This is a genomic window from Aeromonas sp. QDB31 (assembly GCF_027707605.1).
GTDB lineage: Bacteria > Pseudomonadota > Gammaproteobacteria > Enterobacterales > Aeromonadaceae > Aeromonas > Aeromonas media.
Genome location: NZ_JAPCIX010000002.1, coordinates 81,113 through 104,957, shown reverse-complemented (window position 1 = coordinate 104,957; position 23,845 = coordinate 81,113). Strand labels below are relative to the sequence as shown.

General features: G+C 60.7%; 23 protein-coding genes, 4 tRNA genes, 1 other RNA gene and 1 riboswitch. Of the genes, 10 read left to right on the top strand and 18 right to left on the bottom strand.

The features are described from left to right. Nucleotides 1-53: 53 nt before the first annotated feature. Nucleotides 54-956 (bottom strand): LysR family transcriptional regulator, encoded by a 903-nt coding sequence (locus tag PG898_RS02515; protein ID WP_270823458.1) that lies wholly within the window; start codon nucleotides 954-956, stop codon nucleotides 54-56. Between the two features lie 101 nt (nucleotides 957-1,057). Here PG898_RS02515 and PG898_RS02510 point away from each other — a divergent pair, with 101 nt between their 5' ends. From PG898_RS02510 to PG898_RS02500, 3 genes are all read left to right on the top strand, one after another. Then, nucleotides 1,058-1,696 carry an NAD(P)-dependent oxidoreductase gene (locus PG898_RS02510; RefSeq protein ID WP_270823457.1) on the top strand — a complete coding sequence of 213 codons (639 nt, stop codon included), beginning with the start codon at nucleotides 1,058-1,060 and terminating at the stop codon, nucleotides 1,694-1,696. Between the two features lie 397 nt (nucleotides 1,697-2,093). Continuing rightward, nucleotides 2,094-3,122, top strand: a complete 1,029-nt coding sequence (locus PG898_RS02505) for an isopenicillin N synthase family dioxygenase (RefSeq protein ID WP_270823456.1) — start codon at nucleotides 2,094-2,096, stop codon at nucleotides 3,120-3,122. A 95-nt stretch (nucleotides 3,123-3,217) separates the two neighbouring features. Then, nucleotides 3,218-4,381: a trans-sulfuration enzyme family protein gene (locus PG898_RS02500; RefSeq protein WP_270823455.1), complete on the top strand. Its 1,164-nt coding sequence runs from the start codon at nucleotides 3,218-3,220 to the stop codon at nucleotides 4,379-4,381. A gap of 100 nt (nucleotides 4,382-4,481) precedes the next feature. On the opposite strand, the gene folD is transcribed toward PG898_RS02500, so the two are convergent. Then, a complete protein-coding gene (gene folD / locus PG898_RS02495) occupies nucleotides 4,482-5,339 on the bottom strand; it encodes a bifunctional methylenetetrahydrofolate dehydrogenase/methenyltetrahydrofolate cyclohydrolase FolD (protein WP_005326697.1) in 858 nt (285 codons plus the stop codon). A 203-nt stretch (nucleotides 5,340-5,542) separates the two neighbouring features. Between folD and PG898_RS02490 the strand changes: the two genes are divergently transcribed. From PG898_RS02490 to katG, 4 genes are all read left to right on the top strand, one after another. Beyond that, a tRNA-Pro gene (locus tag PG898_RS02490) sits at nucleotides 5,543-5,619 on the top strand. A 36-nt stretch (nucleotides 5,620-5,655) separates the two neighbouring features. Next, nucleotides 5,656-5,732 (top strand) — tRNA-Arg (locus tag PG898_RS02485). A 49-nt stretch (nucleotides 5,733-5,781) separates the two neighbouring features. Further along, nucleotides 5,782-5,857 (top strand) — tRNA-His (locus tag PG898_RS02480). A 673-nt stretch (nucleotides 5,858-6,530) separates the two neighbouring features. Then, the gene (gene katG / locus PG898_RS02475; protein ID WP_171268931.1) at nucleotides 6,531-8,705 is read left to right on the top strand and encodes a catalase/peroxidase HPI; all 2,175 of its coding nucleotides are present in this window, start codon (nucleotides 6,531-6,533) and stop codon (nucleotides 8,703-8,705) included. 223 nt (nucleotides 8,706-8,928) lie between these two features. Here the strand turns inward: katG and PG898_RS02470 are convergent. The 3 genes from PG898_RS02470 to PG898_RS02460 all read right to left on the bottom strand — a co-directional run bounded on the left by PG898_RS02470 (nucleotide 8,929) and on the right by PG898_RS02460 (nucleotide 9,894). Then, nucleotides 8,929-9,057, bottom strand: a non-coding RNA gene (locus PG898_RS02470) — RtT sRNA. A 53-nt stretch (nucleotides 9,058-9,110) separates the two neighbouring features. Continuing rightward, nucleotides 9,111-9,198, bottom strand: a tRNA-Ser gene (locus tag PG898_RS02465). 240 nt (nucleotides 9,199-9,438) lie between these two features. Continuing rightward, nucleotides 9,439-9,894, bottom strand: coding sequence for a YbjN domain-containing protein (locus tag PG898_RS02460; RefSeq protein WP_161507131.1), 456 nt, complete (start codon nucleotides 9,892-9,894; stop codon nucleotides 9,439-9,441). Between the two features lie 159 nt (nucleotides 9,895-10,053). On the opposite strand from PG898_RS02460, the gene PG898_RS02455 reads away from it, so the two are divergent. Continuing rightward, complete coding sequence (locus tag PG898_RS02455) at nucleotides 10,054-11,391, top strand: flavohemoglobin expression-modulating QEGLA motif protein (protein WP_270823454.1); 1,338 nt, start codon at nucleotides 10,054-10,056, stop codon at nucleotides 11,389-11,391. 55 nt (nucleotides 11,392-11,446) lie between these two features. On the opposite strand, the gene PG898_RS02450 is transcribed toward PG898_RS02455, so the two are convergent. After that, the gene (locus tag PG898_RS02450) at nucleotides 11,447-12,028 is read right to left on the bottom strand and encodes a thymidine kinase (protein ID WP_226172603.1); all 582 of its coding nucleotides are present in this window, start codon (nucleotides 12,026-12,028) and stop codon (nucleotides 11,447-11,449) included. Nucleotides 12,029-12,114: 86 nt separating this feature from the next. Next, complete coding sequence (locus PG898_RS02445; protein WP_226172600.1) at nucleotides 12,115-13,695, bottom strand: Na+/H+ antiporter NhaC family protein; 1,581 nt, start codon at nucleotides 13,693-13,695, stop codon at nucleotides 12,115-12,117. Between the two features lie 85 nt (nucleotides 13,696-13,780). Then, nucleotides 13,781-13,952, bottom strand: a riboswitch (Lysine riboswitch). Nucleotides 13,953-14,272: 320 nt separating this feature from the next. Here PG898_RS02445 and PG898_RS02440 point away from each other — a divergent pair. Beyond that, a complete protein-coding gene (locus PG898_RS02440) occupies nucleotides 14,273-14,677 on the top strand; it encodes an H-NS family histone-like protein (RefSeq protein WP_025327182.1) in 405 nt (134 codons plus the stop codon). 71 nt (nucleotides 14,678-14,748) lie between these two features. Here PG898_RS02440 and PG898_RS02435 read toward each other — a convergent pair whose 3' ends face one another. From PG898_RS02435 to PG898_RS02415, 5 genes are all read right to left on the bottom strand, one after another. Then, nucleotides 14,749-15,312, bottom strand: coding sequence for a cob(I)yrinic acid a,c-diamide adenosyltransferase (locus PG898_RS02435; protein ID WP_226172594.1), 564 nt, complete (start codon nucleotides 15,310-15,312; stop codon nucleotides 14,749-14,751). Beyond that, on the bottom strand, nucleotides 15,309-15,539 hold the full coding sequence (locus PG898_RS02430; protein WP_270823451.1) for a DUF3820 family protein: 231 nt from the start codon (nucleotides 15,537-15,539) through the stop codon (nucleotides 15,309-15,311). The genes PG898_RS02435 and PG898_RS02430 overlap by 4 nt, the downstream gene beginning before the upstream one ends. A 1-nt stretch (nucleotide 15,540) precedes the next feature. Further along, nucleotides 15,541-16,212 (bottom strand): 7-carboxy-7-deazaguanine synthase QueE, encoded by a 672-nt coding sequence (gene queE, locus PG898_RS02425; protein ID WP_262110641.1) that lies wholly within the window; start codon nucleotides 16,210-16,212, stop codon nucleotides 15,541-15,543. 61 nt (nucleotides 16,213-16,273) lie between these two features. After that, entirely contained in the window at nucleotides 16,274-16,963 is a 690-nt protein-coding gene (gene queC / locus PG898_RS02420; protein WP_041206906.1) for a 7-cyano-7-deazaguanine synthase QueC, read from the bottom strand. 28 nt (nucleotides 16,964-16,991) lie between these two features. Beyond that, complete coding sequence (locus PG898_RS02415; RefSeq protein ID WP_270823448.1) at nucleotides 16,992-17,636, bottom strand: tRNA-uridine aminocarboxypropyltransferase; 645 nt, start codon at nucleotides 17,634-17,636, stop codon at nucleotides 16,992-16,994. Between PG898_RS02415 and rrtA the strand changes: the two genes are divergently transcribed. Next, entirely contained in the window at nucleotides 17,602-18,180 is a 579-nt protein-coding gene (gene rrtA, locus PG898_RS02410) for a rhombosortase (protein ID WP_232534664.1), read from the top strand. The genes PG898_RS02415 and rrtA overlap by 35 nt on opposite strands. Before the next feature lie 111 nt (nucleotides 18,181-18,291). Here rrtA and pyrF read toward each other — a convergent pair whose 3' ends face one another. From pyrF to cmk, 6 genes are all read right to left on the bottom strand, one after another. Beyond that, entirely contained in the window at nucleotides 18,292-18,990 is a 699-nt protein-coding gene (gene pyrF, locus PG898_RS02405) for an orotidine-5'-phosphate decarboxylase (RefSeq protein WP_270823446.1), read from the bottom strand. Nucleotides 18,991-19,141: 151 nt separating this feature from the next. Beyond that, nucleotides 19,142-20,308 carry a lipopolysaccharide assembly protein LapB gene (lapB, locus tag PG898_RS02400; RefSeq protein WP_270823445.1) on the bottom strand — a complete coding sequence of 389 codons (1,167 nt, stop codon included), beginning with the start codon at nucleotides 20,306-20,308 and terminating at the stop codon, nucleotides 19,142-19,144. 9 nt (nucleotides 20,309-20,317) lie between these two features. After that, a complete protein-coding gene (locus tag PG898_RS02395) occupies nucleotides 20,318-20,602 on the bottom strand; it encodes a LapA family protein (protein ID WP_005327818.1) in 285 nt (94 codons plus the stop codon). A gap of 156 nt (nucleotides 20,603-20,758) precedes the next feature. Further along, nucleotides 20,759-21,043, bottom strand: coding sequence for an integration host factor subunit beta (gene ihfB, locus PG898_RS02390; protein WP_005299934.1), 285 nt, complete (start codon nucleotides 21,041-21,043; stop codon nucleotides 20,759-20,761). A 92-nt stretch (nucleotides 21,044-21,135) separates the two neighbouring features. After that, nucleotides 21,136-22,806: a 30S ribosomal protein S1 gene (rpsA, locus tag PG898_RS02385; RefSeq protein ID WP_005327816.1), complete on the bottom strand. Its 1,671-nt coding sequence runs from the start codon at nucleotides 22,804-22,806 to the stop codon at nucleotides 21,136-21,138. Between the two features lie 93 nt (nucleotides 22,807-22,899). Continuing rightward, nucleotides 22,900-23,592 (bottom strand): (d)CMP kinase, encoded by a 693-nt coding sequence (gene cmk, locus PG898_RS02380; protein WP_005327815.1) that lies wholly within the window; start codon nucleotides 23,590-23,592, stop codon nucleotides 22,900-22,902. Nucleotides 23,593-23,845: the final 253 nt, after the last annotated feature.

The window sequence follows — 23,845 nt, the reverse complement described above, 5'->3', positions numbered from 1 at the left end:
ATAAGCAGGATCCACAGGGGGCAGCCAACAGGCTGCCCCCTGCTTTTGGCCTGCTACAAGAGGCGCGCCGTCCCCCCTGGCTCGGCGAAATGGCTGCGCAGGGCGGTGATCACCCGGCGCACCTTTTCCGGGATCTCCCGCTGGGGGGTGATGGCGTGGATCTCCATGGGCGGCACCCGAAAGCCTGGCAGCAAGGCGAGCAGGCGGCCCTGGGCGAGATCCTCAGCAACTTCCCCCTCGGGTTGCAGGGAGATCCCCTGCCCCGCCAGGGCAAACTGGCGCAGGGGCAGCACGTTGTTGCATTGCACCCTGGGTTTGCACCTCACCCTGTGCTCGCCCCCCTTTTCGTCAAGGAGCAGCAAGCCGCTCCCCAGCATGTCGCCGCAGAGCCAGTCGTGCGCGGCCAGATCTGCCGGGGTGCGCGGCGTCCCCTTGCGCGCCAGGTAGGCGGGGGCGGCGCACAGCAGCATCCGGGTCTGGCCCAGCTTGCGGGCCACCAGGGTGGAGTCCGGCAGGGAGCCGACCCGCAGCGCCACATCGATGCGCTCGGCAATGAGATCCCGCTTCTCGTCGTCGGCGATGATCTGGATGCAGAGGCCAGGATGGGCCTGCAGCAGGGGCGACAAGGCCAGCGCCAGCGGCTGGCCCGCCATCCCCACGGGGGCGGTGATCCGCACCTCCCCGAGCAGGCTGTCGCGCACTTCCGACAGGCGCAGCTCGGTCTGGTTGAGGGTCTGTTGCAGGGACTGGCACCCCTGCCACACCACCTCCCCCGCCTCGGTCAGACTGAGGCGACGGGTGGAGCGATGGAGCAGGGTGAGGCCGAGCAGGCTCTCCAGCTGGCCAATGTGCTGGCTGACGGCGGAGGGGGTCATACCGAGGGCCTTGGCGGCCCCCGTCATGGTGCCCGCCTCCACCACGGCGGCGAAGATGGCGTAACGTCTGAGCTGATCCATTATTAAATCCAGCTTACAAGTAAATGCAATTTACAGAGGATTATTAAATCACATCCGGGGGCGTAGGATAGCCTCATTCCCACAGTGAAGGAGAGATATCCATGAAGATTGCCCTCATAGGTGCCAGCGGTTTTGTCGGTTCAGCCATCCTCAATGAGGCCGTCAGCCGTGGCCATCACGTCACCGCCATCGTCCGCGACACCAGCAAACTTACCCCCCATCCGCAGGTCACCGCCGTGGCGGTCGATGCCCAGGACCCGCAGGCGCTGGCCGACGTGATCAAGGGGCACGATAGGGTGATCAGCGCCTACAACCCGGGCTGGAGTACCCCGGATATCCATGATCAGTACCTCAAGGGCGCCAGCGCCATTGTCGAGGCAGCCAAAGCCGCCCACAGCTGGCTGCTGGTGGTCGGCGGTGCCGGCAGCCTGGAGATAGCCCCCGGCGTGCAGCTGGTGGATACCCCGGACTTCCCGGCCGAGTGGAAGCAAGGGGCGCTGGCGGCCCGCGACGGTCTCACCGCCCTGCGCCGCGAAGCCGCTCTCGACTGGCGCTTCGTCTCCCCGCCGGTGTTCCTCGAACCCGGCGAGAAGCGCGGCGGCTATCGTCTCGGGGGCGATCAGGTGCTCTTTAGCGGCGACAAGCCTGCCGGGATCAGGGTCGGGGATCTGGCGGATGGGGTGTTGAACGAGGCGGAAACACCGGCGCACCTGCTCCAGCGCTTCACCCTGGGTTACTGAAGACACTGACCGGGGCGCACCGAGCGGGCGCTCGCCCACTATCCTCTGCGCCACACTACCCAAGGGGAGGCTGATGCCTCCCCTTTGTTCATTCGCCTCCCACGGGCACTGCGCCTTCCCTGCCCCTGGAGGATTCATGGGCAAGGCGATCGCCAGGGGCGCATTTTCTCCGTGTAATCGACAGACTGCCCCAAAGGGATCGAATTCTATTTCGACTTTTGTATATAACTAAGAATATTTTGTTGCTTCCACCTTATAACCCCGAACAGTAGCATCCCCTTAAACCCAAATGGTGCCATCGTGAACCACGGACCCGAGCCCTGCCACGAGCCACACCGCCGTCTTTGTACCGGAGCCTCGGGACTGCACCCGACATCCGGCAAGTGAGGAGATGCACATGGAACATTCATCACTGCCCATCATCGACTATGCCGCGATCAACGGCACCCCCGAGGAACGTCGCCAGATGCTGGCCAAGCTTGGCCGGGCGGCCCGCGACATCGGCTTCTTCTATCTGACAGGCCATGGTCTGAGCGAAGCGGAGCAACGGGAGACCCTGGCGCTGGCGGCCCGCTTCTTCGCCCTGCCCCTGCAGGAGAAGCTGGCGGTGCAGATGGTGCACTCCCCCCACTTTCGTGGCTACAACCTGGTGGGTGCCGAGCTCACCCGGGAGCGGCCGGACAGGCGGGAGCAGTTCGACATCATGAACGAGGAGCAGGCCCTCCCCCTGGCGCAGATCGGCAAACCCTGGCAGCGGCTCATAGGCCCCAACCAGTGGCCCACCGCCCTGCCCGAGATGAAGACGCAACTGCTGGACTGGCAAGAGCGGCTGAGCGACATCACCCTCACCCTGCTCGCCGCCTTTGCCGAGGTGCTGGCGCAACCGGCCGGGGTGTTCGACGAGAGCATCCAGGGCGCCCCCTATCAGCACATGAAGCTCATTCACTACCCGGGACGGGAAGCGGGAGGCAGCGGCCAGGGAGTCGGCGCCCACAAGGATCCCGGCTACCTGACCCTGGTGATGCAGGACGATCACTCGGGGCTCGAGGTGGAGACGGCGCAGGGCTGGATTTCCGCACCGCCCCTGCCCGGCGCCCTGGTGGTCAACATAGGCGAGTTGCTGGAGCTTGCCTCCAACGGCTACCTCAAGGCGACTCTGCACCGGGTGGTGAGCCCGCCCCCAGGGGTCTCGCGTCTCTCCTGCGCCTTCTTTATGGCGGCGAGACTCGATGCCACAGTGCCGCTGCTGTCGCTCTCCCCCGAGCTGGCGGCACAGGCACAAGGGCCAGAGAGCGACCCCGCCAACCCGCTCTTCTATCAGGTGGGGGAAAACGTGCTCAAGGGGAGGCTGCGCTCTCACCCGGATGTGGCAGCGCGCCACTATGCTCAGCAACACAGGGTAGCGCAGGCGCCGGTACCGGCCTGACATCATCAAGGGGGATGGCAACAAGCCGCCATCCCGTCCACCGATTTACACACCAGAACAACAACGCCATAGCCTGGCGACCACGGAGCAAAACGATGAAATTCAAGACCATGAGCGTGCACAGCGGCCAGCGGATCGATCCCCAGACCGGCGCCCTCACCACACCGCTCTACCAGAGCAGCACCTTCAGCTACGTCAATGCCCAGGCGGGCAAGGAGCGCTTCGCAGGCCAGGCCCCGGGCTTTATCTACAGCCGCTTCGGCAACCCCACCACCGCCGAGCTGGAGCTGAAGCTGGCGGCCCTCGAGGGCGCCGACGAGGCGCTGGTGGTGGCGAGCGGCATGGCGGCGGTGAGCGCCATCCTCTATGCCCTGGCCAGCAGCGGAGATGAAGTGGCCTATGTCGGCCCCCTCTACGGCGGCACCGATGCGTTCCTGAAACAGACCTTCAGCCGGGCCGGCATCACCATCACAAGTTACGACAGCGATCAGGATCTGCTGGCCAACATCAACCCCGCCACCAGGGTGATCCTGTTCGAGACCCTGACCAACCCCACCCTCAAGGTGGTGGATCCCCGGGTGGTGGTGGAAGCGGCCCGCAAGGTGGGCGCCATCAGCGTCTGTGACAACACCTTCCTCACCCCCTATCTGCTGCGCCCGCTGGAGCTCGGCATCGATCTGGTGATGCACAGCGGCACCAAGTACCTCGGTGGTCACGGCGACATCATCGCCGGTGTGGTGGCGGGCTCCCACGAGTTGATGAAGTCGGTGCGCACCGTGGCCCTCAAGCACATCGGCTCCCCCATAGGCCCACAGGAGGCCTATCTGCTGCAGCGCGGGGTCAAGACCCTGCCCCTGCGCATGGATGCCCACCTGCACAATGCCCAGAAGGTGGCAGACTTCCTCGCCGCCCACCCGGCGGTGAAGAAGGTGATCTACCCGGGGCTCGCCAGTCACCCGGGCCACGACGCCCTCGGCGCCTTCGCCAGCGGCTTTGGCGGCATGGTGAGCATAGAGCTGGAGGGGGGCTTCCCCCGCTGCGCCACCCTGCTCGACAACCTGCAGCTGTTCGTGCAGGCGGTGAGTCTCGGGGATCTCGAGAGCCTGGCCTGCCATCCGGCCAGCACCACCCACGCGGCCATGGACGAGGCGAGCCGCCTCGCCGCCGGGGTCAATGACGACCTCATCCGCTTCAGCATAGGGGTAGAGGATGCCGATGATCTCATCGCCGATCTGGCGGCGGCGCTGGCCCTGATCTGACCCTCAGCACCATGCACGACCGGCGCCACGCGCAATAAAAAAGGGAAGGCCAGGCCTTCCCTTTCTCTCATCCATTCCCGGGTGCGGGAAGGAGCCCTGCTCAGGCGTCGTGATAATCCTGGCAGGCGCTCAGGGTGTTCTCCATCAGGCTGGCCACCGTCATGGGCCCCACGCCACCGGGCACGGGGGTGATGAAGGCGGCGTGATTGCGCGCCGTTTCAAACTCCACGTCCCCCACCAGGGAGCCGTCGGCCAGGCGGTTGATCCCCACGTCGATCACCAGGGCCCCCGGCTTGACCCACTCCCCCGGGATGAAGTTCGGCTTGCCCACCGCCACTACCAGCAGATCGGCACGGCGCACCTGGGCTTCCAGATCCTGGGTGAAGCGGTGACAGGTGGTGGTGGTGCAACCCGCCAGCAGCAGCTCCAGCGTCATCGGGCGACCGACGATGTTGGAAGCACCTACCACCACAGCATGCAGACCGTGGGTCTTGACGCCAGTCGCCTCGATCAGGGTCATGATCCCCTTGGGGGTGCAGGGACGCAGCGCCGGGATGCGCTGTGCCAGACGGCCCACGTTGTAGGGGTGGAAACCATCCACGTCCTTGTCGGGACGAATGCGCTCCAGCACCTGGGTGGTGTCGCAATGAGCCGGCAGGGGCAGCTGCACCAGGATGCCGTCCACCTCCGCATCCTCATTGAGCCGGTCGATCAGGGCCAGCAACTCTTCCTGGGTCGCATTGGCGCTGAGATCATAGGAGCGGGAGACAAACCCCACCTCTTCACAGGCACGACGCTTGCTGCCCACATAGACCTGGGACGCCGGATCCAGCCCCACCAGGATCACCGCCAGACCCGGTGCCCGCTTGCCCAGTGCCAACCGCTGTTGGACTTGTTCGGCGACCTGATTGCGAATCGTTTGCGCAACCTGTTTTCCATCAATGATTTTGGCAGACATCGTTCTTCACTCACCATGTGTTCAACTGCCGCGCATTGTCGCATTTTTTTGGCGCGGGTGTTAGCGGCTCTCGCCTGGCGGGCAATAAGTAGGCATTTGAATTTACTGGCGGAAAAAGTCATTGACGCTGACTTTGACGCTTGGGTATGATGCCCGCCCGTTGCCCAGTCGTACCGCCCCCGGTATGCTGGACGATGAGATTTCGGTGATTAGCGCAGCCCGGTAGCGCATCTGGTTTGGGACCAGAGGGTCAAAGGTTCGAATCCTTTATCACCGACCAGGTTCATCGAGACGTCTTGTGGCGGCTCGATACAGAGCGCCCTTAGCTCAGTCGGATAGAGCAACGGCCTTCTAAGCCGTGGGTCGCAGGTTCGAATCCTGCAGGGCGCGCCATTGATGTGACTCTTCACTCGAAGAGCGGCATCGAAGGCAGATTTCAGTGGTGGCTGTAGCTCAGTTGGTAGAGTCCCGGATTGTGATTCCGGTTGTCGTGGGTTCGAGCCCCATCAGCCACCCCATTATTGCCTGTTCGTGCTGAATCAAGCCGACAGGGGCAAGCCTGACTTGCCATGAACCGGGCAGCTTATGCCCTCATCAAAACCGGCCTTGCGCCGGTTTTTTTGTGCCTGTGCCCCAGACCCACCATCTGCGCCGAGCGCTCCGCTTCCTCTTTTATACTCTTTGTCTCCCTGCCCAGGCTCCCTCACGCTTGTCTCTTTGCTGGTCAGTCAGCGTCACGCCGGCCCGCCAGCTTTGTCACGTCGCCTGACCAGATCACAGAAATGAGCGGGGTCATCACGGCTCCCGATGTATCCCTGCTCCCCATGACACAGCGCAAGCTTCAATGTCGATGGCCGTGATATGGATAAAAACCAGGCAGGTCCCTTGCCTACTTCCCTCATGAAGGGCGAGCAGCCACTTGCGCCCAGGCAGCGGCATCACAAGTTGCCGCCTCTCCTGAAGCGAGGGAAGACGGGCAGAACGTAAATAGATTGTTAAACTAGATGGTCGTGATTCATCTTTTCGTAATCCACTCACTGCACAATAACGCAATGAATTGAAAATAAAGGGGTTATTGATAATGGCCCGATCAACTGCAGACGGTTCTCCTGCCATGACCTCACACAGCGCAGTGGAAATCTTCCCATACTAAGTGTCAGCAATGTACATGCCCTCCAAGGAGAGACTGAGATGAGTGAAGAAAGCAAATGCCCCTTCAACCACACCGCCGGCGTCGGCAGAACCAATCGTGATTGGTGGCCGAACCAGTTGCGGCTGGATCTGCTGCACCAGCATTCCCCCAGCTCCGATCCCATGGACAACGATTTCAACTATGCCGAGGCATTCAACAGCCTCGACTACAAGGCACTCAAGAAAGATCTGGTCAAGTTGATGACCGACTCCCAGGAGTGGTGGCCGGCGGACTTCGGCCACTATGGTCCCCAGTTCATCCGCATGACCTGGCACGCCGCAGGCACCTATCGCATCACGGATGGTCGTGGCGGCGGTGGTCGCGGCCAACAACGCTTCGCTCCCCTCAACAGTTGGCCCGACAACGTCAACATCGACAAGTCCCGTCGCCTGCTCTGGCCCATCAAGCAGAAGTACGGCAACAAGATCTCCTGGGCCGACCTGCTGATCCTCGCCGGCAACGTCGCGCTGGAGTCCATGGGCTTTAGAACCTTCGGATTTGGTGGCGGCCGCCCGGATGTGTGGGAGCCGGATCAGGACGTCAACTGGGGTGACGAGATCGCCTGGCTCGGGGTCGACCCCGACCGGGTCAAGGGCGACCGCGAGCTCACGGCCCCCTTTGGCGCCACCCACATGGGCCTCATCTACGTCAACCCCGAAGGCCCCAATGCCAGCGGTGACTACATGGAGGCGGCCAAGGACATCCGCTCCACCTTCGGCCGCATGGCCATGAATGACGAAGAGACGGTCGCCCTCATTGCCGGTGGCCACACCTTCGGCAAGGCCCACGGCGCCGCCCCCGAATCCCACAAGGGGCCCGAGCCGGAAGCCGCCCCCCTGGAAGCCCAGGGCCTGGGCTGGATGAGCGACTACGGCAGCGGCCATGGCAAGGACACCGTCTCGAGCGGCCTCGAGGTGACCTGGACCAAGACCCCTGCCCTTTGGAGCAACAACTTCTTCGAGAACCTGTTCAACTTCGAGTGGGAGCTGACCAAGTCACCGGCGGGCGCCAAGCAGTGGGTGGCCAAGGATGCGCCCGAGATCATCCCCGATGCGCATATCCCGGGCAAGTTCCACAAGCCGACCATGCTGACCACCGACCTGACCCTGCGCTTTGACCCCGAGTTTGGCAAGATCTCCCGCCACTTCTATGAGGATCCCCAGGCCTTCGCCGATGCCTTTGCCCGCGCTTGGTACAAGCTGACCCACAGGGACATGGGCCCCATCGCACGCTACCTGGGGCCAGAAGTGCCCAAGGAAGAGCTGATCTGGCAGGACCCCATCCCCGCCGTCAATCACCCCCTGGTCGATGACAAAGACGTAGCCGCCCTCAAGGAGAAGATCCTGGCGGCCTCCCTGACCGTCGCCGAGCTGGCATCCACTGCCTGGGCTTCGGCATCCACCTTCCGCGGCTCTGACAAACGCGGCGGCGCCAACGGTGCCCGCATCCGCCTAGCCCCGCAGAAGGATTGGGCAGCCAACCAACCGGCACAACTGGCCAAGGTGCTCAAGACCCTCGAAGGGATCCAGCAGGGGTTCAACGCCTCGGCCACCGGCGGCAAACGGGTATCCCTCGCCGATCTGATCGTGCTGGCCGGCGGCGTCGGTGTCGAACAGGCGGCCAAACTGGCGGGGGTCACAGTGACTGTGCCCTTCACGCCGGGTCGCATGGACGCCTCCCAGGCCCAGACCGATGTGGACTCCTTCGCTGTGCTCGAGCCCCTCGCCGACGGGTTCCGCAACTACGGAGGCGAGTGCGCCGCCTTCGCGGAGACCATGCTGATCGACAAGGCGCAGTTGCTCACCCTGAGTGCCCCCGAGATGACGGTGTTGGTGGGCGGCATGCGGGTGCTCGGCACCAACGTCGGCAACTGCCACGGGGTCTTTACCTCTGCCCCGGGCACCCTCTCCAACGACTTCTTCGTCAACCTGCTCGACATGGGCACGGAGTGGAAACCGGCAGCAGGAGCCAAGGGTATCTACGAGGGGAGTGATCGCAAGACAGGCAAGGTCAAGTGGACCGGCACCCGCGTCGATCTGGTGTTCGGCTCGAACTCCCAGTTGCGGGCCCTGGCGGAGGTCTATGCCAGTGCGGACGGGAAAGAGAAGTTCGTGAAGGACTTCGTGGCTGCCTGGGCCAAGGTGATGAACCTGGATCGCTTCGATCTCGCCTGACCCGCATCCCCTGCATGTCGCCTGGCCTGCTTCAAGGGACATGCGTGAGGGATGACCGGGCACCACAAAACAGAAACCCGACCATAAGGTCGGGTTTTTATATTGGCGGCGGGTCTGGATTGACCCGGGCTGCCCTGCCCCTTGTCGAACCTGAGTCAGAACCGAGCCGCCCATCAGCGGAAAGTCAAAGGGCCTGTCTTGCGACAGGCCCTTTGACTTTATTTGGCGGTGTGGGAGGGATGATTCGCCACTGCGTGGCTCACCCCTTCGGGGCGGCCTCTGGCCGTTCATCGCGGCAAGCCGCTCTGCTCGAACCCGGCGAGGGTTCTCACCCTCCCTCTATGCGCATCAGGGAACACGGTAACCCAGATGCAAAAAACCGACCCTGAGGTCGGTTTTTCAATTTGGCGGTGAGGGAGGGATTCGAACCCTCGATACGTTGCCGTATACACACTTTCCAGGCGTGCTCCTTCAGCCACTCGGACACCTCACCAATTTGTTTCAGTCATCTGCCTGTGGCTTGCGGAGCACGCGCTGCGTGCTTTCTTGCCGATTTCATCGGCTGGCAGCCACTTGGGCACATCACCAAATTTTTGTCTGTGGTTTAACGTGTTCAGCCAACACGACATTCGCGGAGCTGTTGCGCCGGAACGGGGCGTAATTTAGGGGAAAGCCCCGCCGGCGTCAACGGCTTTTTGGCTGCCGCGAACCGTTCGCACATTAAACGCGCAACTCAGTGCACAGATTCCGGTGCTACCTGGATCTCCGGCAGATTGAGGAAGCCGAGGCGTTCACATTCGGAAACCACTTCATGGGTCGCCGCCGTGGTGCTCTCGACGAACAGCAGGAACTGCTCGACGGAGAGACCCGCCTTGGTGAAGACGGTATGGCCCACGACGAGGCGCGGCAGGTTGTCATCTATGATGTCGAGGAACACCTTGAGGGACGGGTATTGCATGTTGAGACGACCCAGCTCGGCCACCAGGGGCAGCAGCGATGAGGGGCGTACCTCCAGCTCGGATGAAAACAGCAACCCTTCCTCTTCCACGAAGATCCGGCTCTCCTGGATGCCCTCGACGGACTGCAGGGAGACCATGTGGATGCCGTGGCACTGATCGCACACATAGTGCTCGATCCGGGCCTGCTGCAGCCAACGCATTATCATTTCAGAGCTGGGGATATTCATCATTTTCACGAACACAATAAGGATCAAGGGGCGCAGTCTAAACCAATTTTCCGACAACCAAAAGCGCACAGGCCGGATCACTCCCGGTCTCGCTTCTTTTTGGCAAGCGCTATGCATATACTCAGCCATTCTCGTAGCGCACTCGCCTCCACAGAAGGCCCGATGACCATCCAAGAAAAGTATCGCCTGCACCTGAAATCCCTCTCGGATGAACTGCTCGCCCTGCAAAAACCCATTCGCATCCTGGATGCCATCAAGTGGCCCCGCCACCTGCAGACCGAGTTTCTCGCCAAGGGCGGGCGAGTGCTGCCCGCCATCGATACCGACTTCTATCAGGCCCTCCCCCTCGATTTCGATCCCCGCAACAAATACCTGGAGCTCAAGGAGCTAAGGGACAGGATCCGCAGAAAGCTGGGGCCACAGGATGATCTTGGCCGGATCCTGCAAGAGACGGTGGATCAGTACATGGTGGTGATCGAGATGCTGCGCCAGCGCGGGCAGCCGGACTTTCAACGCTACAGCCAGTTGCTCTACGGCTCGGCGAGCGATCACCTGCGCGGGGATCGCAAGACCCTGAAAGAGCTGGGTGCCCGCCTGTGCGACATCTTCTCCCTGCCCGGCGCCCGCCATCTGGTGCGCCCCTACCCCAAGGAGTTCGAGGGGGAAGCCGCGGTGGCCAAACTGCAGGGCAAGCTGTCGAACTACTTCAGCGACGGCACAGTGCAGGTCAAGCTGAGCGATGGCATCGTCTCCGATGCCGCCGCCGGGGGGGATTACATCAAGCTGAGCTCCCACGCCCGCTTCTCTGAGCTGGACTTGCAGGTATTGGAGGTGCACGAGGGCTGGGTGCACGTGGGCACCACCCTCAACGGCCGCCAGCAATCCTACGCCACCTGGCTGGGGGCCGGTTCGCCGCGCATCACCGCCTGTCAGGAGGGGCTGGCTGTGCTCATCGAGACCCTCACCTTCAGCTCCTTCCCGGACCGGGCCAAGCGCATCTCGGATCGGGTGATGGCCATCGACATGGCGGAGCGCGGCGCCGACTTCATCGAGGTGTTCCGCCACTTCGTCGAGAAGGGGGCCAGCGAGCACGATGCCTACAAGATCACCCAGCGGGTGTTTAGGGGCGGCATGGTCGAGGGAGGCGCCTGCTTCACCAAGGATCTCTCCTACGTGAGGGGCTATGTGGAGACGGTCAACTTCATCCGCAGCGCGGTGCTGGAAGGGGTGCCGGAGATCCTGCCCATGCTGTTCGTCGGCAAGGTGACCCTGGACGACATCCCTGTGCTCTATCAGCACTATCTGGAGGGGCTCATCGATGCCCCCCGCTATCTGCCCCCGATGTTTCGCGATCTCACCGGTCTCTATGTCTGGTTCGGCTTTGCCTCCGGCATGTCCCTGGTGGATATAGGCCGGGTACAGCAACATTTTCGCCAGCTGTTCCACCGCCTGCCGGTGGCCGACCCCATCATAGCGCCGGTAGACATAGAGATAGACTGAACCGTCCGTCGACAAAAAAGGGCGCCCACGAGGCGCCCTTATTCATGCTGCGGACTTACTTGTAAGCCCGTCCTTCCAGATAGTGCTTGCGACAAAGCGACACATAACGGTCGTTGCCTCCTATCTCCACCTGCTCGCCGTCGCGCATCACCTGGCCTGCCTCGTTGACCCGCGAGTTCATGTGTGCCTTGTTGCCGCACCAGCAGATGCTCTTGAGCTCCTCGAACTTGTCCGCCAGGCAGAGCAGGTGGTAGGAGCCGGGGAACAACTCGCCGCGAAAATCGGTCTTGAGGCCATAAGCGATGACCGGGATCTTGAGTTCGTCGACGATGCGGGCCAGCTGGTAGACCTGCTCGCGGGTCAGGAACTGCGCCTCGTCGACGATGAACACATCGATATGGCGATTTGCATGGCGCGCCTTGACCATCTCGAACAGATCGCAGCTGTCACTGAACACCTCCACCTTCAGCTCCAGCCCGACTCGGGCGCTGATGATCCCCGGCCCGAAGCGATCGTCGATGGCAGGGGTCATGGCCAACGGAACCATGCCGCGCTCCAGGTAGTTGAAGTGGGCCTGAATGAGCTGGGTCGACTTGCCCGAGTTCATGGTGGCGAATTTGTAGTGCAGTGAAGCCATGATGGGGTTCCGAAACGGGATTGATGGGGCGCATGCTAACCAAAGCACCTGCCAAAACCAAGGGGCCCGTGGGCCCCTTGTTCTCTTTATGCGACGGCCAGGGCGCGCTGCACCCGAGCCTTGCGCAAATGGTAACCGGAGAAGATCAGGAACCAGAGTCCGCTGACCGTGAAGCCCGCCAGCACAGAGTGCATCATCCCCATGACCAGGTAACCCATGGCCGCACCGAAGGCGATGGCCAGCGCATAGGGCAGCTGGGTCATCACGTGATCGATGTGATGGCAGCCGGCGCCGGTGGCCGAGAGGATGCTGGTACTGGAGATGGGCGAGCTGTGATCACCGAACACAGAGCCGGCCAGCACAGCGGCCAGCATCGGCAGCATCAGGCTGATGTCGCTGGCGGCGGCCATGTCGCCGGCGAGCGGCAGCATGATGCCGAAGGTACCCCAGCTGGTACCGGTGGCAAAGGCCATGGCGCAGGAGAGGATGAATACCACAGCCGGCAACACTTCGATCGGCAAGTTGCCATTGGCCATGGAGGCCAGGTACTTGCCGGTCTCAACGTCACGCACCACGGCACCTATGGTCCAGGCGAACAACAGGATGTTGATGGCGGGCAGCATGGCCATGATCCCTTGCGGAGCCGCCTTCATCCAGTTCTTGGCACCCAGCTTGAGGCGCATGGCCAGACCGATGGAGACCACCAGACTGCACAGGGCGCCATAGACCAGGGAAGAACCGACGTTGGTATTCTCGAACGAGCCGAGCACGCTGAATGGCAGGCCTTTGTCGGCCAGCACGGCCGCGCCGGAATCGATCATGAAGTAGACGGTTGCCAGGGTCAGGGTCAGGATCGGCAGCACCATGTCGATCATGCCGCCATTGCTCTCCTCCGGAGACTCCATGTCCAGCCCGATGGGACGCCCCTTGGACTCATCCCACAGCTTGCCTTCCAGCGCCCACTGCTCGTGTTGACGCATGGAGCCGATGTCGAGCTGGAACGCGATCACCACCAGCACCATGATCAGGGTGAACACGGCGTAGAGGTTCATCGGGATCATCTCGACGAAGGCCGAAATGGGGCTCTGATCGGTCAGGCCATGGGCCGCCATGATGCCCCCCACCAGGGCGATGATGTAGGCGCCCCAGGAGGAGATGGGCATCAGCACGCAGACCGGTGCCGCAGTGGAGTCCAGCAGATAGGCCAGCTTGGCGCGGGAGATCTGGAAGCGATCGGTGACCGGGCGGCAGATGGCCCCTACCGACAGGCTGTGGAAGAAGTCGTCGATGAAGAAGGCAAAGACCATCATGCCGGTGAGGGCCTTGGCCCCCTTGCGGGTCTTGGCGCGGCGCTCGGCCCACTCGGCGAAGGCCCGGGTCGCCCCGGAGACGCTCATCAGGCTGATGAGGCCCCCCAGCAGCAACATGAACAGGATCATGTTGACGTTGTCCCGGTTGAGCGCACCGTCGACCCAGAAGATCTTGAGCACAGTGTTCAGCATGTAATGCAGGGATTCGAGGGGAGAGAACTGGTTGAGCAGCAGACTGCCGGCGACTATGCCCACCCCCAGCGACACCAGGACGCGGCGGGTAATGATCGCAAGGGCGACGGCCAACAGGGGGGGAACGACAGACCAACCGGAGTCGGCGTAATGAACGATGTCCATGATCTCTTTGCACCTAAAGACAACAGGTGGAGATCTACCGAGAGGATCAAAGAAACAAAACCCAGGGCGGGCATACTCCTCAGCCCCTTCAGGTAGCGCTCCATAGTGGATGACTATGGCAGTCCTGCACCTGTTCGATGCAGAACCAGCAACCCGGTATGATGGCCTGGTCACTTCGGCGCCGACTCCTTTCATCGAGCATCGCAGGCATCACCCTCCGCTCGGTTACTCATAGGCAGCGCGCCTCTACTTAAAGGTATTCGCGGCACATTTTATCGAGCCACGGATTGATAGCAAGTTTTTTGATTAAATTTCAAGGCTTGTGTGGCGAAAAGCGGAAAAATGGTAGTCAAATGGTTCATAAAATACGATGCGGTCGATATTTTCATCTGCTCGGAACTCATTCGGAAATGAAACTCCTGCAATGAGAATAAAGCGGGTGTCGTGAATAATTTCCGGACTTTATTTATCTGCCTAATTAATTATTTTGGCAGGCTTGACTTGGTGCCAATCCCCCCTATAAATTATCGAAAAACCAGCCCTTCCCATTAATATTTCTGCTCGCGTGGTAGCCAATATGAACGAATTTCTGAAAATTCTGCTGAATATCCGTAGTCTGCGCGCAGCCTGCCGCGATTTGTCCCTGGAGCAACTGGAAGAGGGACTGCAGAAATTGTCCGAGGTGGTCGCCGAGCGCCAGCAAGATGAATCTGCCGAACGCCAGGCCCGTGAAGAACATCAGAAGAAAATTGCCGAATACGCCGAAATGTTGAAAGCCGCAGGGATAGATCCTGCTGAATTGGTGGGCACAGTTGCCACCGAGAGCACCAAGGCCAGCAAAGGCAAACGTGCCCCCCGCCCCGCCAAATACCGTTATCTGGACAATGGTGTGGAAAAAACCTGGACCGGCCAGGGCCGCATGCCCTCCGCCATTGCCAAGGCCGTGGCCGAAGGCAAATCCGTGGAAGACTTTGCCATCTGATCTGAAGCACAGTCCCGCCCAATAAAAAACCTCGCCAGGCGAGGTTTTTTATTGTTTCCATGCCGGGCATCTCAGCGCCTGTCTGCCGCCTTAACCCAGAGCACTTCCGGGGTGCCGGCAGAGACCAGCAAGTATCTAGCCACCGTGAAAAACCAGTCACTTAGCCGATTCAGATAGGGCAGGATCGCCGGGTTCACCTGCTCTTCCCGGCTCAAGCCGAGCAGCAACCGCTCACAGCGACGGGTCAAGGTACGCACCACATGGGCCTGCGCCGCCGCTCGTGATCCGCTCGGCAGAATGAAATTGCGCAATACCGGCAACTGGACGCTGTAGGCGTCAATCTGTTGCTCCAGCCGCGCCGTCCAGGCCTCATTGACCTGCCACAGAGAGGCATTCTGCGCCTCGCTGGAAAACGCCAGCTCTCCGCCCAAATCAAACAGCTCCTGCTGCAGCAATATGAGTTGAGCCAATAATGCCGGCTCATTCTCGGGTATTTCGGCCATCAGCAGACCTATCTGGGAATTGAGCTCGTCAATGGCGCCATAGGTCTCGACCCGCCGGTCATCTTTTGCAAGGGAGGAGCCATCAGCCAGCCGCGTGAGGCCCTTGTCCCCTTGTCGGGTATATATTCTCATTCTGACATCCTGTTAATAATGGGAATAATCATGGACTCCAGTCCATTGAGTTTTATCTCGTACGCCAGTGCCAGGGTTTGGCCCAGCACACCAGCCGGAAAACCGCTGCGCGCCATCCATACCAGATAGGGCTCTGGAATATCGATGATGCGTCGCCCCTGATATTTACCGTAGGGCATCTTGCCCGCCAGGGTGAGCAATACCCGCTCATCGGAGAGTCTGTCCATATCAATCGATATTCAGATATTTATGGGTCTGGATGGAGAGCCGCCAATTACGGGCGATGCAGGTGGCCATGGCCAGCTCGGTGGCCCTGGGCTTTTGGCTGATGGGCTGCAATGCGATCACCACGTCGGGACGCAGGCTGGCCGTGGCCAGCAGGGCATCGAGCTCCTCGATGTGGCGCTCGGTGGCCACCGGATGCTTGATCTCGTTGGCCCGCTCCAGAGCCGATACCAGCACAGGCAAGCCCCCCTTCATGCCGATCTTGGGGGAGACGGTGACCCAGGTCTGTGCGTGGGTCAGGATCTCGCTGGTACCACTGGTTTCGATCTGTACCTGATATCCCGCCGCCAGCAGGGCCGACGAGAGTTCGTGCAGATCGTAGAGACAGGGCTCGCCACCGGTCAACACCACATGGCGCGCCCGGTAACCCAGGGTCTCGAAGCTCCCCAGGATCTCCTCCGTACTCATCTTGCTCCAGCCATCGGACTCGTTGGAGCGGTCAAGCACCTCGCGACTGCCCACCTCACGAGCAGGATCCACCACCCAGGTATGGCGGGTGTCGCACCAGGGGCAGCCCACAGGGCAGCCTTGCAGGCGAACGAAGATGGCGGGCACGCCGGTGAAGACGCCCTCCCCCTGGATGGTCTGGAAGATCTCGTTGATTGGGTAGTGCATCTCGGTCACGGCTTGCTGCAAAAGGCGCGGATTATACCCCAAACCCGGGGAAGAGACAGGTTCACAATCCGGTTTTCTTGTGCAAGCGGGCCATGACGCCAACCCTGTCGGCCAGATACTGATTCAGACCGCGGCTTCGCAGCTCGCAGGCGGGGCAAGTGCCACAGCCATCCCCCTGGATGCCGTTGTAGCAGGTGAGCGTCTGTTGGCGCACCGTCTCGAGATGGCCATAGTGATCCGCCAGCGCCCAGGTTTCCGCCTTGTCGAGCCACATCAGGGGGGTCTCGAAGCGAATGGCGCGATCCAGCCCCAGCGACACCGCCTGATTGAGGGCCTTGACGAAGTCGTCGCGGCAATCGGGATAACCGGAGAAGTCGGTCTCGCACACCCCGGTGATCAGGGTGTCGGCGCCGACCTGATAGGCATAGATGGCCGCCAGAGTCAGAAACAATATGTTGCGGCCCGGCACGAAGGTGTTGGGCAGGCCGTTGTCCTGCAGCTCACCGCTGACCGGGATGTCATCCCGAGTCAGGGCCGAGACAGCCAGCTCACCCAGCATGGTCACATCCATCACCTTGTGGGCGGCAATCCCGAGCTGCCCGGCCAGGCGGCGAGCAGTCTCGATCTCCTCCCGATGACGCTGGCCATAGTCGAAGGTGATGGCGTGCACTTCATCATAGAGGGCCAGGGCCTGCACCAGACAGGTGGTACTGTCCTGACCACCACTGAATACCACGACGGCTTTTTTCACGTTCATCACTCCTGTTTGCAATTCAGATTCAAGCGCGGCGACCTTGGGCAAAGTCATGCCACTGCCGGTTCAACTCGGTAAAGAGGTTCATCAACGGGGCGAAGCGCTCGGGCTCCGCTTCCCACTGGGATAACAGATGGTAGCCCGCCTCCAGGGTCGACAGCGCCTCGGGAAACGGCTTCTTGCGAATGGAATATTGCCCCGCCATGGCACCGAGGGTGATCCTCGGCAACCCCAGCAGGGCCGGGTTGCTGTGCAACATGCGATAGGCCTTGCGCCAGGTGCCATCGAGCAGGATGAAGTGCACCTTTCTGGCTTGTCCCCTACCCTCGCGCACCTGCGCCAGGGTCAGAGCCTCATCATCGGGCCACAGCAGATAGCACTGCACCTTGGGGTCGGCGAGCAGGGCATTGAGCCAGTCGGCATCGGCGAAGTTCTCCCCCACGTGAATGCGGGCATGGCTGAGGGAGGCGGCCAGCAGGGCGGCCGTTCCCTTGGGGTGGGCGACCTCGTTGGGGTGCTGCAGGATATGGAGCGGTGCAAGGTGGGGCACCTGTTGGATATATTCACACAGGCAGGCTTTGAGGGCTCGGGCACAGCGTGTACAGTATCGGCTCTCTTTGTCGTTGGGTTGTTTCATGTTGTCAGAAAAATCGGGTCTGCTCTGGGTCATCACGCTTTCGCTCGTCACTGCCTTGCTCTTCTTCACCGTACCGAACCACCTGCTCTCCTTCGATCGCGACCTGATCGCCCAAGGCGAAGGGTGGCGCATCATAACAGGCAATCTGGCCCACACCAACGGATGGCACCTGCTGCTCAACCTGAGCGGGCTTGCGGTGCTCTACAGCCTGTTTCGCGAATACCTGACGGGCTGGCGCCTGCCCGTGCTGCTCCTGCTGCTGGGGACGGCCGTCGGGCTCGGGATCTGGTGGTGGTGCCCACAGACCCAATGGTACATGGGGCTCTCCGGCCTGCTGCACGGCTTGTTCGTGTGGGGGGCCATGCAGGATATCCGTTACCGTCGCTACTCGGGCTGGCTCATGCTGCTTGGTATCGTCATCAAGCTCGGGCTGGATTTTTACAGTGCGGGAGAGAGCCCTGTCTCTGCCCTCATTGGCGCCAGGGTGCACATAGAGTCGCACCTCATCGGCTCGGCTGCCGGCCTGCTGCTCGGCCTCTTCCCCATCGGCCTGGGTGTGCAGACCGTCAAGTCCTGATATCCCCTGCGGTTTAGGGCTGCCACTCATTAGCAGCAGCGCTCAGCTACCCATCAAAATGCAACAGGCCGGATCTGCAATCCGGCCTGTGTTCATCCAGGAGTCGGCCCGTTATCGGCAGAGCTCAGCGTTGATCGCCCCCAGCACGGCGGCAGGATCCGCCGCCTGGGTAATGGGGCGCCCAATCACCAGATAGTCGGCTCCCGCCTCCACCGCCGCCAGCGGCGTCATGACCCGGCGTTGATCCCCGGCAGCGGCTCCGCTCGGGCGAATGCCCGGAGTCACCAGCTTGAAGTCAGAGCCGAGCAAGGTTTTCAACGCACTGGCTTCCTCGGCGGAGCAGACCACGCCGTCCAACCCTGCCGCCTTGGCGAGGGTGGCCAACCGGATCACCTGCTCGGCCGGGCTCACATCCAGACCCAGAGGCGCCATGTCGGACTGCTCCATGCTGGTCAACACGGTCACCCCGATCAGCAGGGGGGCCTTGTTACCATAGGGCAGCAGCGCCTCTCTGGCCGCGCGCATCATGCGCTCGCCGCCGCTGGCATGGACGTTCACCATCCATACCCCCAGCTCGGCACTCGCGGCTACCGCCTTGGCAACCGTGTTGGGAATGTCGTGAAACTTCAGATCCAGGAACACGTCAAAGCCCTTGGCCACCAGCTGGCGCACGAACTGGGGGCCAAACAGGGTAAACATCTCCTTGCCCACCTTGAGGCGGCACTCGGCCGGGGAGATCTGTTCAATGAAGGCGAAGGCATCGGCTTCGTGCTGATAATCCAGCGCGACCAGTACTTTGGGGTCTTGCATGTCACTTCCTATGGGTTGTTATGCCACATCCAGTCTCGACACGGCCGGCGAGCCGGTCGCAGTCTGGCATCTTGCTCACTCGGGTTTGCGCCTGCTTCGGCTTGCCGCCCACGCTCGAGACGCGCGGGGGCGGACTTTTTGTCACTAAGGGCTATTCACCATCCAGGCCACGGATAGGCTTGATGGAGCCCCACTGCCGGCAGGAGGGACACTGCCAGAACAGCGAATGGGTGGCAAAGCCGCACTGGCGGCACTTGTGGGTCGATTTTATCTTGATCTGCTCGCCGACCAGCTGCTGCAGCAGCTCCAGACTCTCCTTGGCGGGCCCTTCTTCGGCGCTCGCCAGCTGGAAGCCCACCAGCTGGTAAAACCCCTTCATGGAGGGGTGGCGCCGCAGCTGGCGCAGCACCAGGGCGCGGGCCTGGCTCAGGCCGTCGCGGGCCTCCACCAGATTGGCCAGGGCCAGGGTCACGCTGACACCGGCATGATCCTCCACCGCCTTCTCCAGCAGCGGGATCAGCTCCTGGGTGCGGCCAAGCTGCTGATAGCAATCGAGCAGCCTGGGCATGGCCTCGGAGGCAAAATCCATGTCCTGCTCGAACACCCGCAGCAGATCCTTGCTGGCCTCCTCGAACTTGCCCTCCTCCATCGACAGATCGGCCAGTCGCAGGCTGGCCCGAGCACAGCCAGGGTGGGCTGCGAGCGCCCGCTTGAACTTGGCGATCCCCATCCCCTTGTCACCGTCGCGCAAGGCGCTCTCCGCCTGCTCGCAATAGAAATGGGAGATGGGCTCCGCCAGCTTCTTGCCCTGGAATTTCTGCAGGCGAATGGCGACCTCGATGGCCTTGTCCCAGTCACGCAGCTGTTGATGGATGATGAGCAACTGCGCCAGGGCCGTCTCTTCAAAGTCGCTGTCTTCGCACAGCTCCTTCCAGAGCGCTTCGGCCCGGTCCAGCAGGCCGGCAGCCAGGAAATCCCGGGCCAGCTCCTGCAGTGCGAGCTGACGCTGCTCCCGGGTCAGCTGGCGGGCGACCAGGTTCTGGTGGATCTTGATGGCGCGATCGACCTCCCCCCGCTGACGAAAGAGGTTGCCGAGGGAGAGATGGGTTTCGATGGTTTCGCTGTCGACTTCCAGCAGCTGGATAAAGAGATCCACCGCCTTGTCAGGCTCGTCAGACAGCAAATAGTTGAGGCCCGCCACGTACTGGCGGGAAAACTGGTTACTTTGTTGCTGGGTGTCCTGGCGAACACTCCTGCGTCCCATGTACCAGCCATAACCAGCGGCAATTGGTAACAGCAGGAAAAGCAGTTCAAGCATCGAGGGACATTATTCCTTGGCTGGCGACCGGGCTAGCTCCAACTCACGGGATTGACGACGCATGGTGCGACTGAGGGTGCGGTTTTGCAGTTTCAAGCGCAGGAAGAGCAGACCGAACACCAGCCAGCCCAACAGGAAGCCACCGGCAAAGAAGAACCCCAGCAGCATGGAGAGAGAGAACTCCCCCTGGGCGATGAGATAGTTGAACTGCACCAGCTGGCCATTTTGCGAACCGATGGCGAGGGTCAGTACAAACACCAGCACCAATGGGATGAGGGCCAAGATACGCTTCATAAGATCTCCCTGTCTGTAGCTAATGAGAGACTGATTATCCTTAAAATCACAGGCAGACTCTAGAGCGAATGGGAAAAGACTGCGAGAAACCTGACAAATGACATATCTAAAGACGTAAAAATAAAAAAGGCATACCCAGGTATGCCATTTTCTGCATTATTCGATGATGTTCACGCGTTCGCGTAACTCTTTACCTGGCTTGAAATGCGGGACATATTTCCCGGTCAGTTCAACCTTGTCCCCAGTCTTGGGGTTGCGACCCACGCGGGGCGCACGATAGTGCAGCGAGAAACTTCCAAATCCTCGGATTTCAATCCGGTCGCCGTTTTGCAAGGTCGATGCCATCTGCTCAAGGATCTCCTTGATGGCGGCTTCGACATCTTTGGCCGGCATATGCATGCGGCTGGCAGCCAATTGTTCGATGAGATCTGATTTGGTCATAAGGTTAAATCTCCTTCCCCGATCACATGCAATTTTCATTATGCCAAGATAAAAAAGGGCGGCGTGAAGCCGCCCTTTTCTTGCATCAAGGATTACTCACCCTTGGCGGCTTTGAACGCTTCCATCATGGCATTGCTGAACACAACTTCTTCTTGTTGGTTCAGGCTGTCGATGGCAACACGCTCGTCAGCCTCGTCCTTGGCACGGACAGACAGGCTTACGGTACGGTTCTTGCGATCAACACCCATGAATTTAGCTTCTACTTCGTCACCAACAGACAGCACCAGAGTGGCGTCTTCTACACGGTCACGAGCAGCGTCGGAGGCACGCAGGTAGCCTTCCACGCCGTCAGCCAGTTCGATCACGGCACCCTTGGCATCAACCTCGGTAACCTTACCCTTCACGATAGCACCTTTCTTGTTATCAGACAGGTACTTGTTGAACGGGTCTTCTTCGATCTGCTTGACACCCAGAGAGATGCGCTCGCGCTCCGGGTCCACTTGCAGAACAACGGCTTCGATTTCGTCGCCCTTCTTGAATTCACGTACTGCTTCTTCGCCCTGGTTGTTCCAGGAGATGTCAGACAGGTGAACCAGGCCGTCGATGCCGCCGTCCAGACCGATGAAGATACCGAAGTCAGTGATGGACTTGATCTTGCCGGAAACACGGTCGCCCTTGGCGTGAGTTTCGGCAAACAGCTGCCACGGGTTGGATTTGCACTGCTTCAGACCCAGGGAGATACGACGACGCTCTTCGTCGATGTCCAGAACCATCACGTCAACCACGTCGCCAACGTTAACAACCTTGGACGGGTGGATGTTCTTGTTGGTCCAATCCATCTCGGATACGTGTACCAGGCCTTCAACGCCTTCTTCGATTTCAACGAAGCAGCCGTAGTCGGTCAGGTTGGTCACGCGGCCAGACAAACGGGTGGTCTCCGGGTAACGCTTGGCGATAGCAACCCAGGGATCTTCGCCCAGCTGCTTCAGACCCAGGGATACACGGGTACGCTCGCGGTCGAACTTCAGAACCTTGACTGCGATCTCGTCGCCAACGTTGACGATTTCGGAAGGATGCTTAACGCGCTTCCACGCCATGTCGGTGATGTGCAGCAGGCCGTCAACGCCGCCCAGATCTACGAATGCACCGTAGTCGGTCAGGTTCTTGACGATACCCTTAACTTCTTGACCTTCTTGCAGGTTGGCCAGCAGGCTTTCGCGCTCGGAGGTGTTCTCGGTTTCGATCACGGCACGACGGGAAACAACAACGTTGTTGCGCTTCTGGTCCAGCTTGATGACCTTGAACTCGAGTTCTTTGTTTTCCAGGTGAGCGGTGTCACGGATCGGACGCACGTCAACCAGAGAACCCGGCAGGAAGGCACGGATGCCGTTCAGCTCAACGGTGAAACCACCCTTGACCTTGCCGTTGATGATACCGATAACGGTAGCTTGCTCTTCGTATGCCTTCTCAAGCTGCAGCCAGGCTTCGTGACGCTTGGCTTTTTCGCGGGACAGCTTGGTTTCGCCGAAACCATCTTCGATAGAGTCCAGAGCCACGTCAACGGTGTCGCCTACGTTGATTTCCAGTTCGCCCAGGGCGTTCTTGAACTCTTCAGCAGGAATGGCAGACTCGGATTTCAGACCGGCGTCAACCAGTACGAAACCGTTCTCGATAGCAACGACGGTGCCCTTGACGATGGAACCTTGACGGGTTTCAACGGCGTTCAGGGACTCTTCAAAGAGTTGAGCAAAAGATTCGATCATTGTTTGTGTCACAAATGAAACATCCACTCGCAATCCGGCACAAGCGGGGTTGTTTTAAATTATCTGCGCCATCCATGGTGCAGACGACTGACATCAGCTGGTGCTGACATCACCAAGTTGTTGCTCCGCATAGGCGAGTACCGTTGCCAGTACGTCATCTATGGTCATAGACGTTGAGTCTACTACAAGCGCATCTTCCGCGGGTTTCAGGGGGGCAACTGCGCGATTTCTGTCGCGATCGTCACGGTCCCGAATCTCGGTTAAAAGACGCTCAAAGTTAACATCAAAGCCCTTATCTTGCAACTGCTTATAGCGGCGCTGTGCCCGCTCCTCGGCGCTGGCATCGAGGAAAATCTTCACCTCGGCCTCGGGGAAAACCACAGTCCCCATGTCACGGCCATCGGCAATGAGGCCAGGCAACTGACGGAAGGCACGTTGGCGGCGCAGCAGCGCCTCACGCACGCGGGGGAAGACGGCGACCTTGCTGGCGGCATCGCTCACTTCCTGGGAGCGGATGGTACGGGAAACATCCTCCCCTTCCAGCACCACCTTGACCTGTCCGCCATCGACCTGGAACTGCACGTCCAGATTGGCGGCCAAGGGAACCAGCGCGGCTTCGGCATCGAGCTCCACATCGTGGTGCAAGGCTGCCAGCGCCAGTACCCGGTAGATGGCACCGGAGTCGAGCAGGTGCCAACCCAGTTTCTCTGCCAACAGCTGGCACAGGGTGCCTTTACCGGCGCCACTCGGGCCATCAATTGTCATCACGGGGGCCATCTGAGGCATAATCTTTCTCCTGCGCACTCGGCATGTTGACTGGTTGCCCGCATCCCTGGCGGGAGGGGGTAATGGGCGCCGATTATACCCGAATGCACCGGTACTGGCAGTTGTCGAGGCGCACAATTGCGCAAAAGTCGTCGCGATTGCGCCTATTATGACCAGTCGAGTCGATCATTCCTGAATACAAGCTTTTGTTCTTATGGTTGTTAGGGATGAGGCACGTTAAACTAGCCGCCTTTTTCAAGCAGCTGTAGTCAGG

Coding starts and splice junctions, on each gene's coding strand:
- PG898_RS02515 (WP_270823458.1), bottom strand. CDS start 956: ATGGATCAGCTCAGACGTTACGCCATCTTCGCCGCCGTGGTGGAGGCG.
- PG898_RS02510 (WP_270823457.1), top strand. CDS start 1,058: ATGAAGATTGCCCTCATAGGTGCCAGCGGTTTTGTCGGTTCAGCCATC.
- PG898_RS02505 (WP_270823456.1), top strand. CDS start 2,094: ATGGAACATTCATCACTGCCCATCATCGACTATGCCGCGATCAACGGC.
- PG898_RS02500 (WP_270823455.1), top strand. CDS start 3,218: ATGAAATTCAAGACCATGAGCGTGCACAGCGGCCAGCGGATCGATCCC.
- folD (WP_005326697.1), bottom strand. CDS start 5,339: ATGTCTGCCAAAATCATTGATGGAAAACAGGTTGCGCAAACGATTCGC.
- katG (WP_171268931.1), top strand. CDS start 6,531: ATGAGTGAAGAAAGCAAATGCCCCTTCAACCACACCGCCGGCGTCGGC.
- PG898_RS02460 (WP_161507131.1), bottom strand. CDS start 9,894: ATGATGAATATCCCCAGCTCTGAAATGATAATGCGTTGGCTGCAGCAG.
- PG898_RS02455 (WP_270823454.1), top strand. CDS start 10,054: ATGACCATCCAAGAAAAGTATCGCCTGCACCTGAAATCCCTCTCGGAT.
- PG898_RS02450 (WP_226172603.1), bottom strand. CDS start 12,028: ATGGCTTCACTGCACTACAAATTCGCCACCATGAACTCGGGCAAGTCG.
- PG898_RS02445 (WP_226172600.1), bottom strand. CDS start 13,695: ATGGACATCGTTCATTACGCCGACTCCGGTTGGTCTGTCGTTCCCCCC.
- PG898_RS02440 (WP_025327182.1), top strand. CDS start 14,273: ATGAACGAATTTCTGAAAATTCTGCTGAATATCCGTAGTCTGCGCGCA.
- PG898_RS02435 (WP_226172594.1), bottom strand. CDS start 15,312: ATGAGAATATATACCCGACAAGGGGACAAGGGCCTCACGCGGCTGGCT.
- PG898_RS02430 (WP_270823451.1), bottom strand. CDS start 15,539: ATGGACAGACTCTCCGATGAGCGGGTATTGCTCACCCTGGCGGGCAAG.
- queE (WP_262110641.1), bottom strand. CDS start 16,212: ATGCACTACCCAATCAACGAGATCTTCCAGACCATCCAGGGGGAGGGC.
- rrtA (WP_232534664.1), top strand. CDS start 17,602: ATGTTGTCAGAAAAATCGGGTCTGCTCTGGGTCATCACGCTTTCGCTC.
- PG898_RS02415 (WP_270823448.1), bottom strand. CDS start 17,636: ATGACCCAGAGCAGACCCGATTTTTCTGACAACATGAAACAACCCAAC.
- pyrF (WP_270823446.1), bottom strand. CDS start 18,990: ATGCAAGACCCCAAAGTACTGGTCGCGCTGGATTATCAGCACGAAGCC.
- lapB (WP_270823445.1), bottom strand. CDS start 20,308: ATGCTTGAACTGCTTTTCCTGCTGTTACCAATTGCCGCTGGTTATGGC.
- PG898_RS02395 (WP_005327818.1), bottom strand. CDS start 20,602: ATGAAGCGTATCTTGGCCCTCATCCCATTGGTGCTGGTGTTTGTACTG.
- ihfB (WP_005299934.1), bottom strand. CDS start 21,043: ATGACCAAATCAGATCTCATCGAACAATTGGCTGCCAGCCGCATGCAT.
- rpsA (WP_005327816.1), bottom strand. CDS start 22,806: ATGATCGAATCTTTTGCTCAACTCTTTGAAGAGTCCCTGAACGCCGTT.
- cmk (WP_005327815.1), bottom strand. CDS start 23,592: ATGCCTCAGATGGCCCCCGTGATGACAATTGATGGCCCGAGTGGCGCC.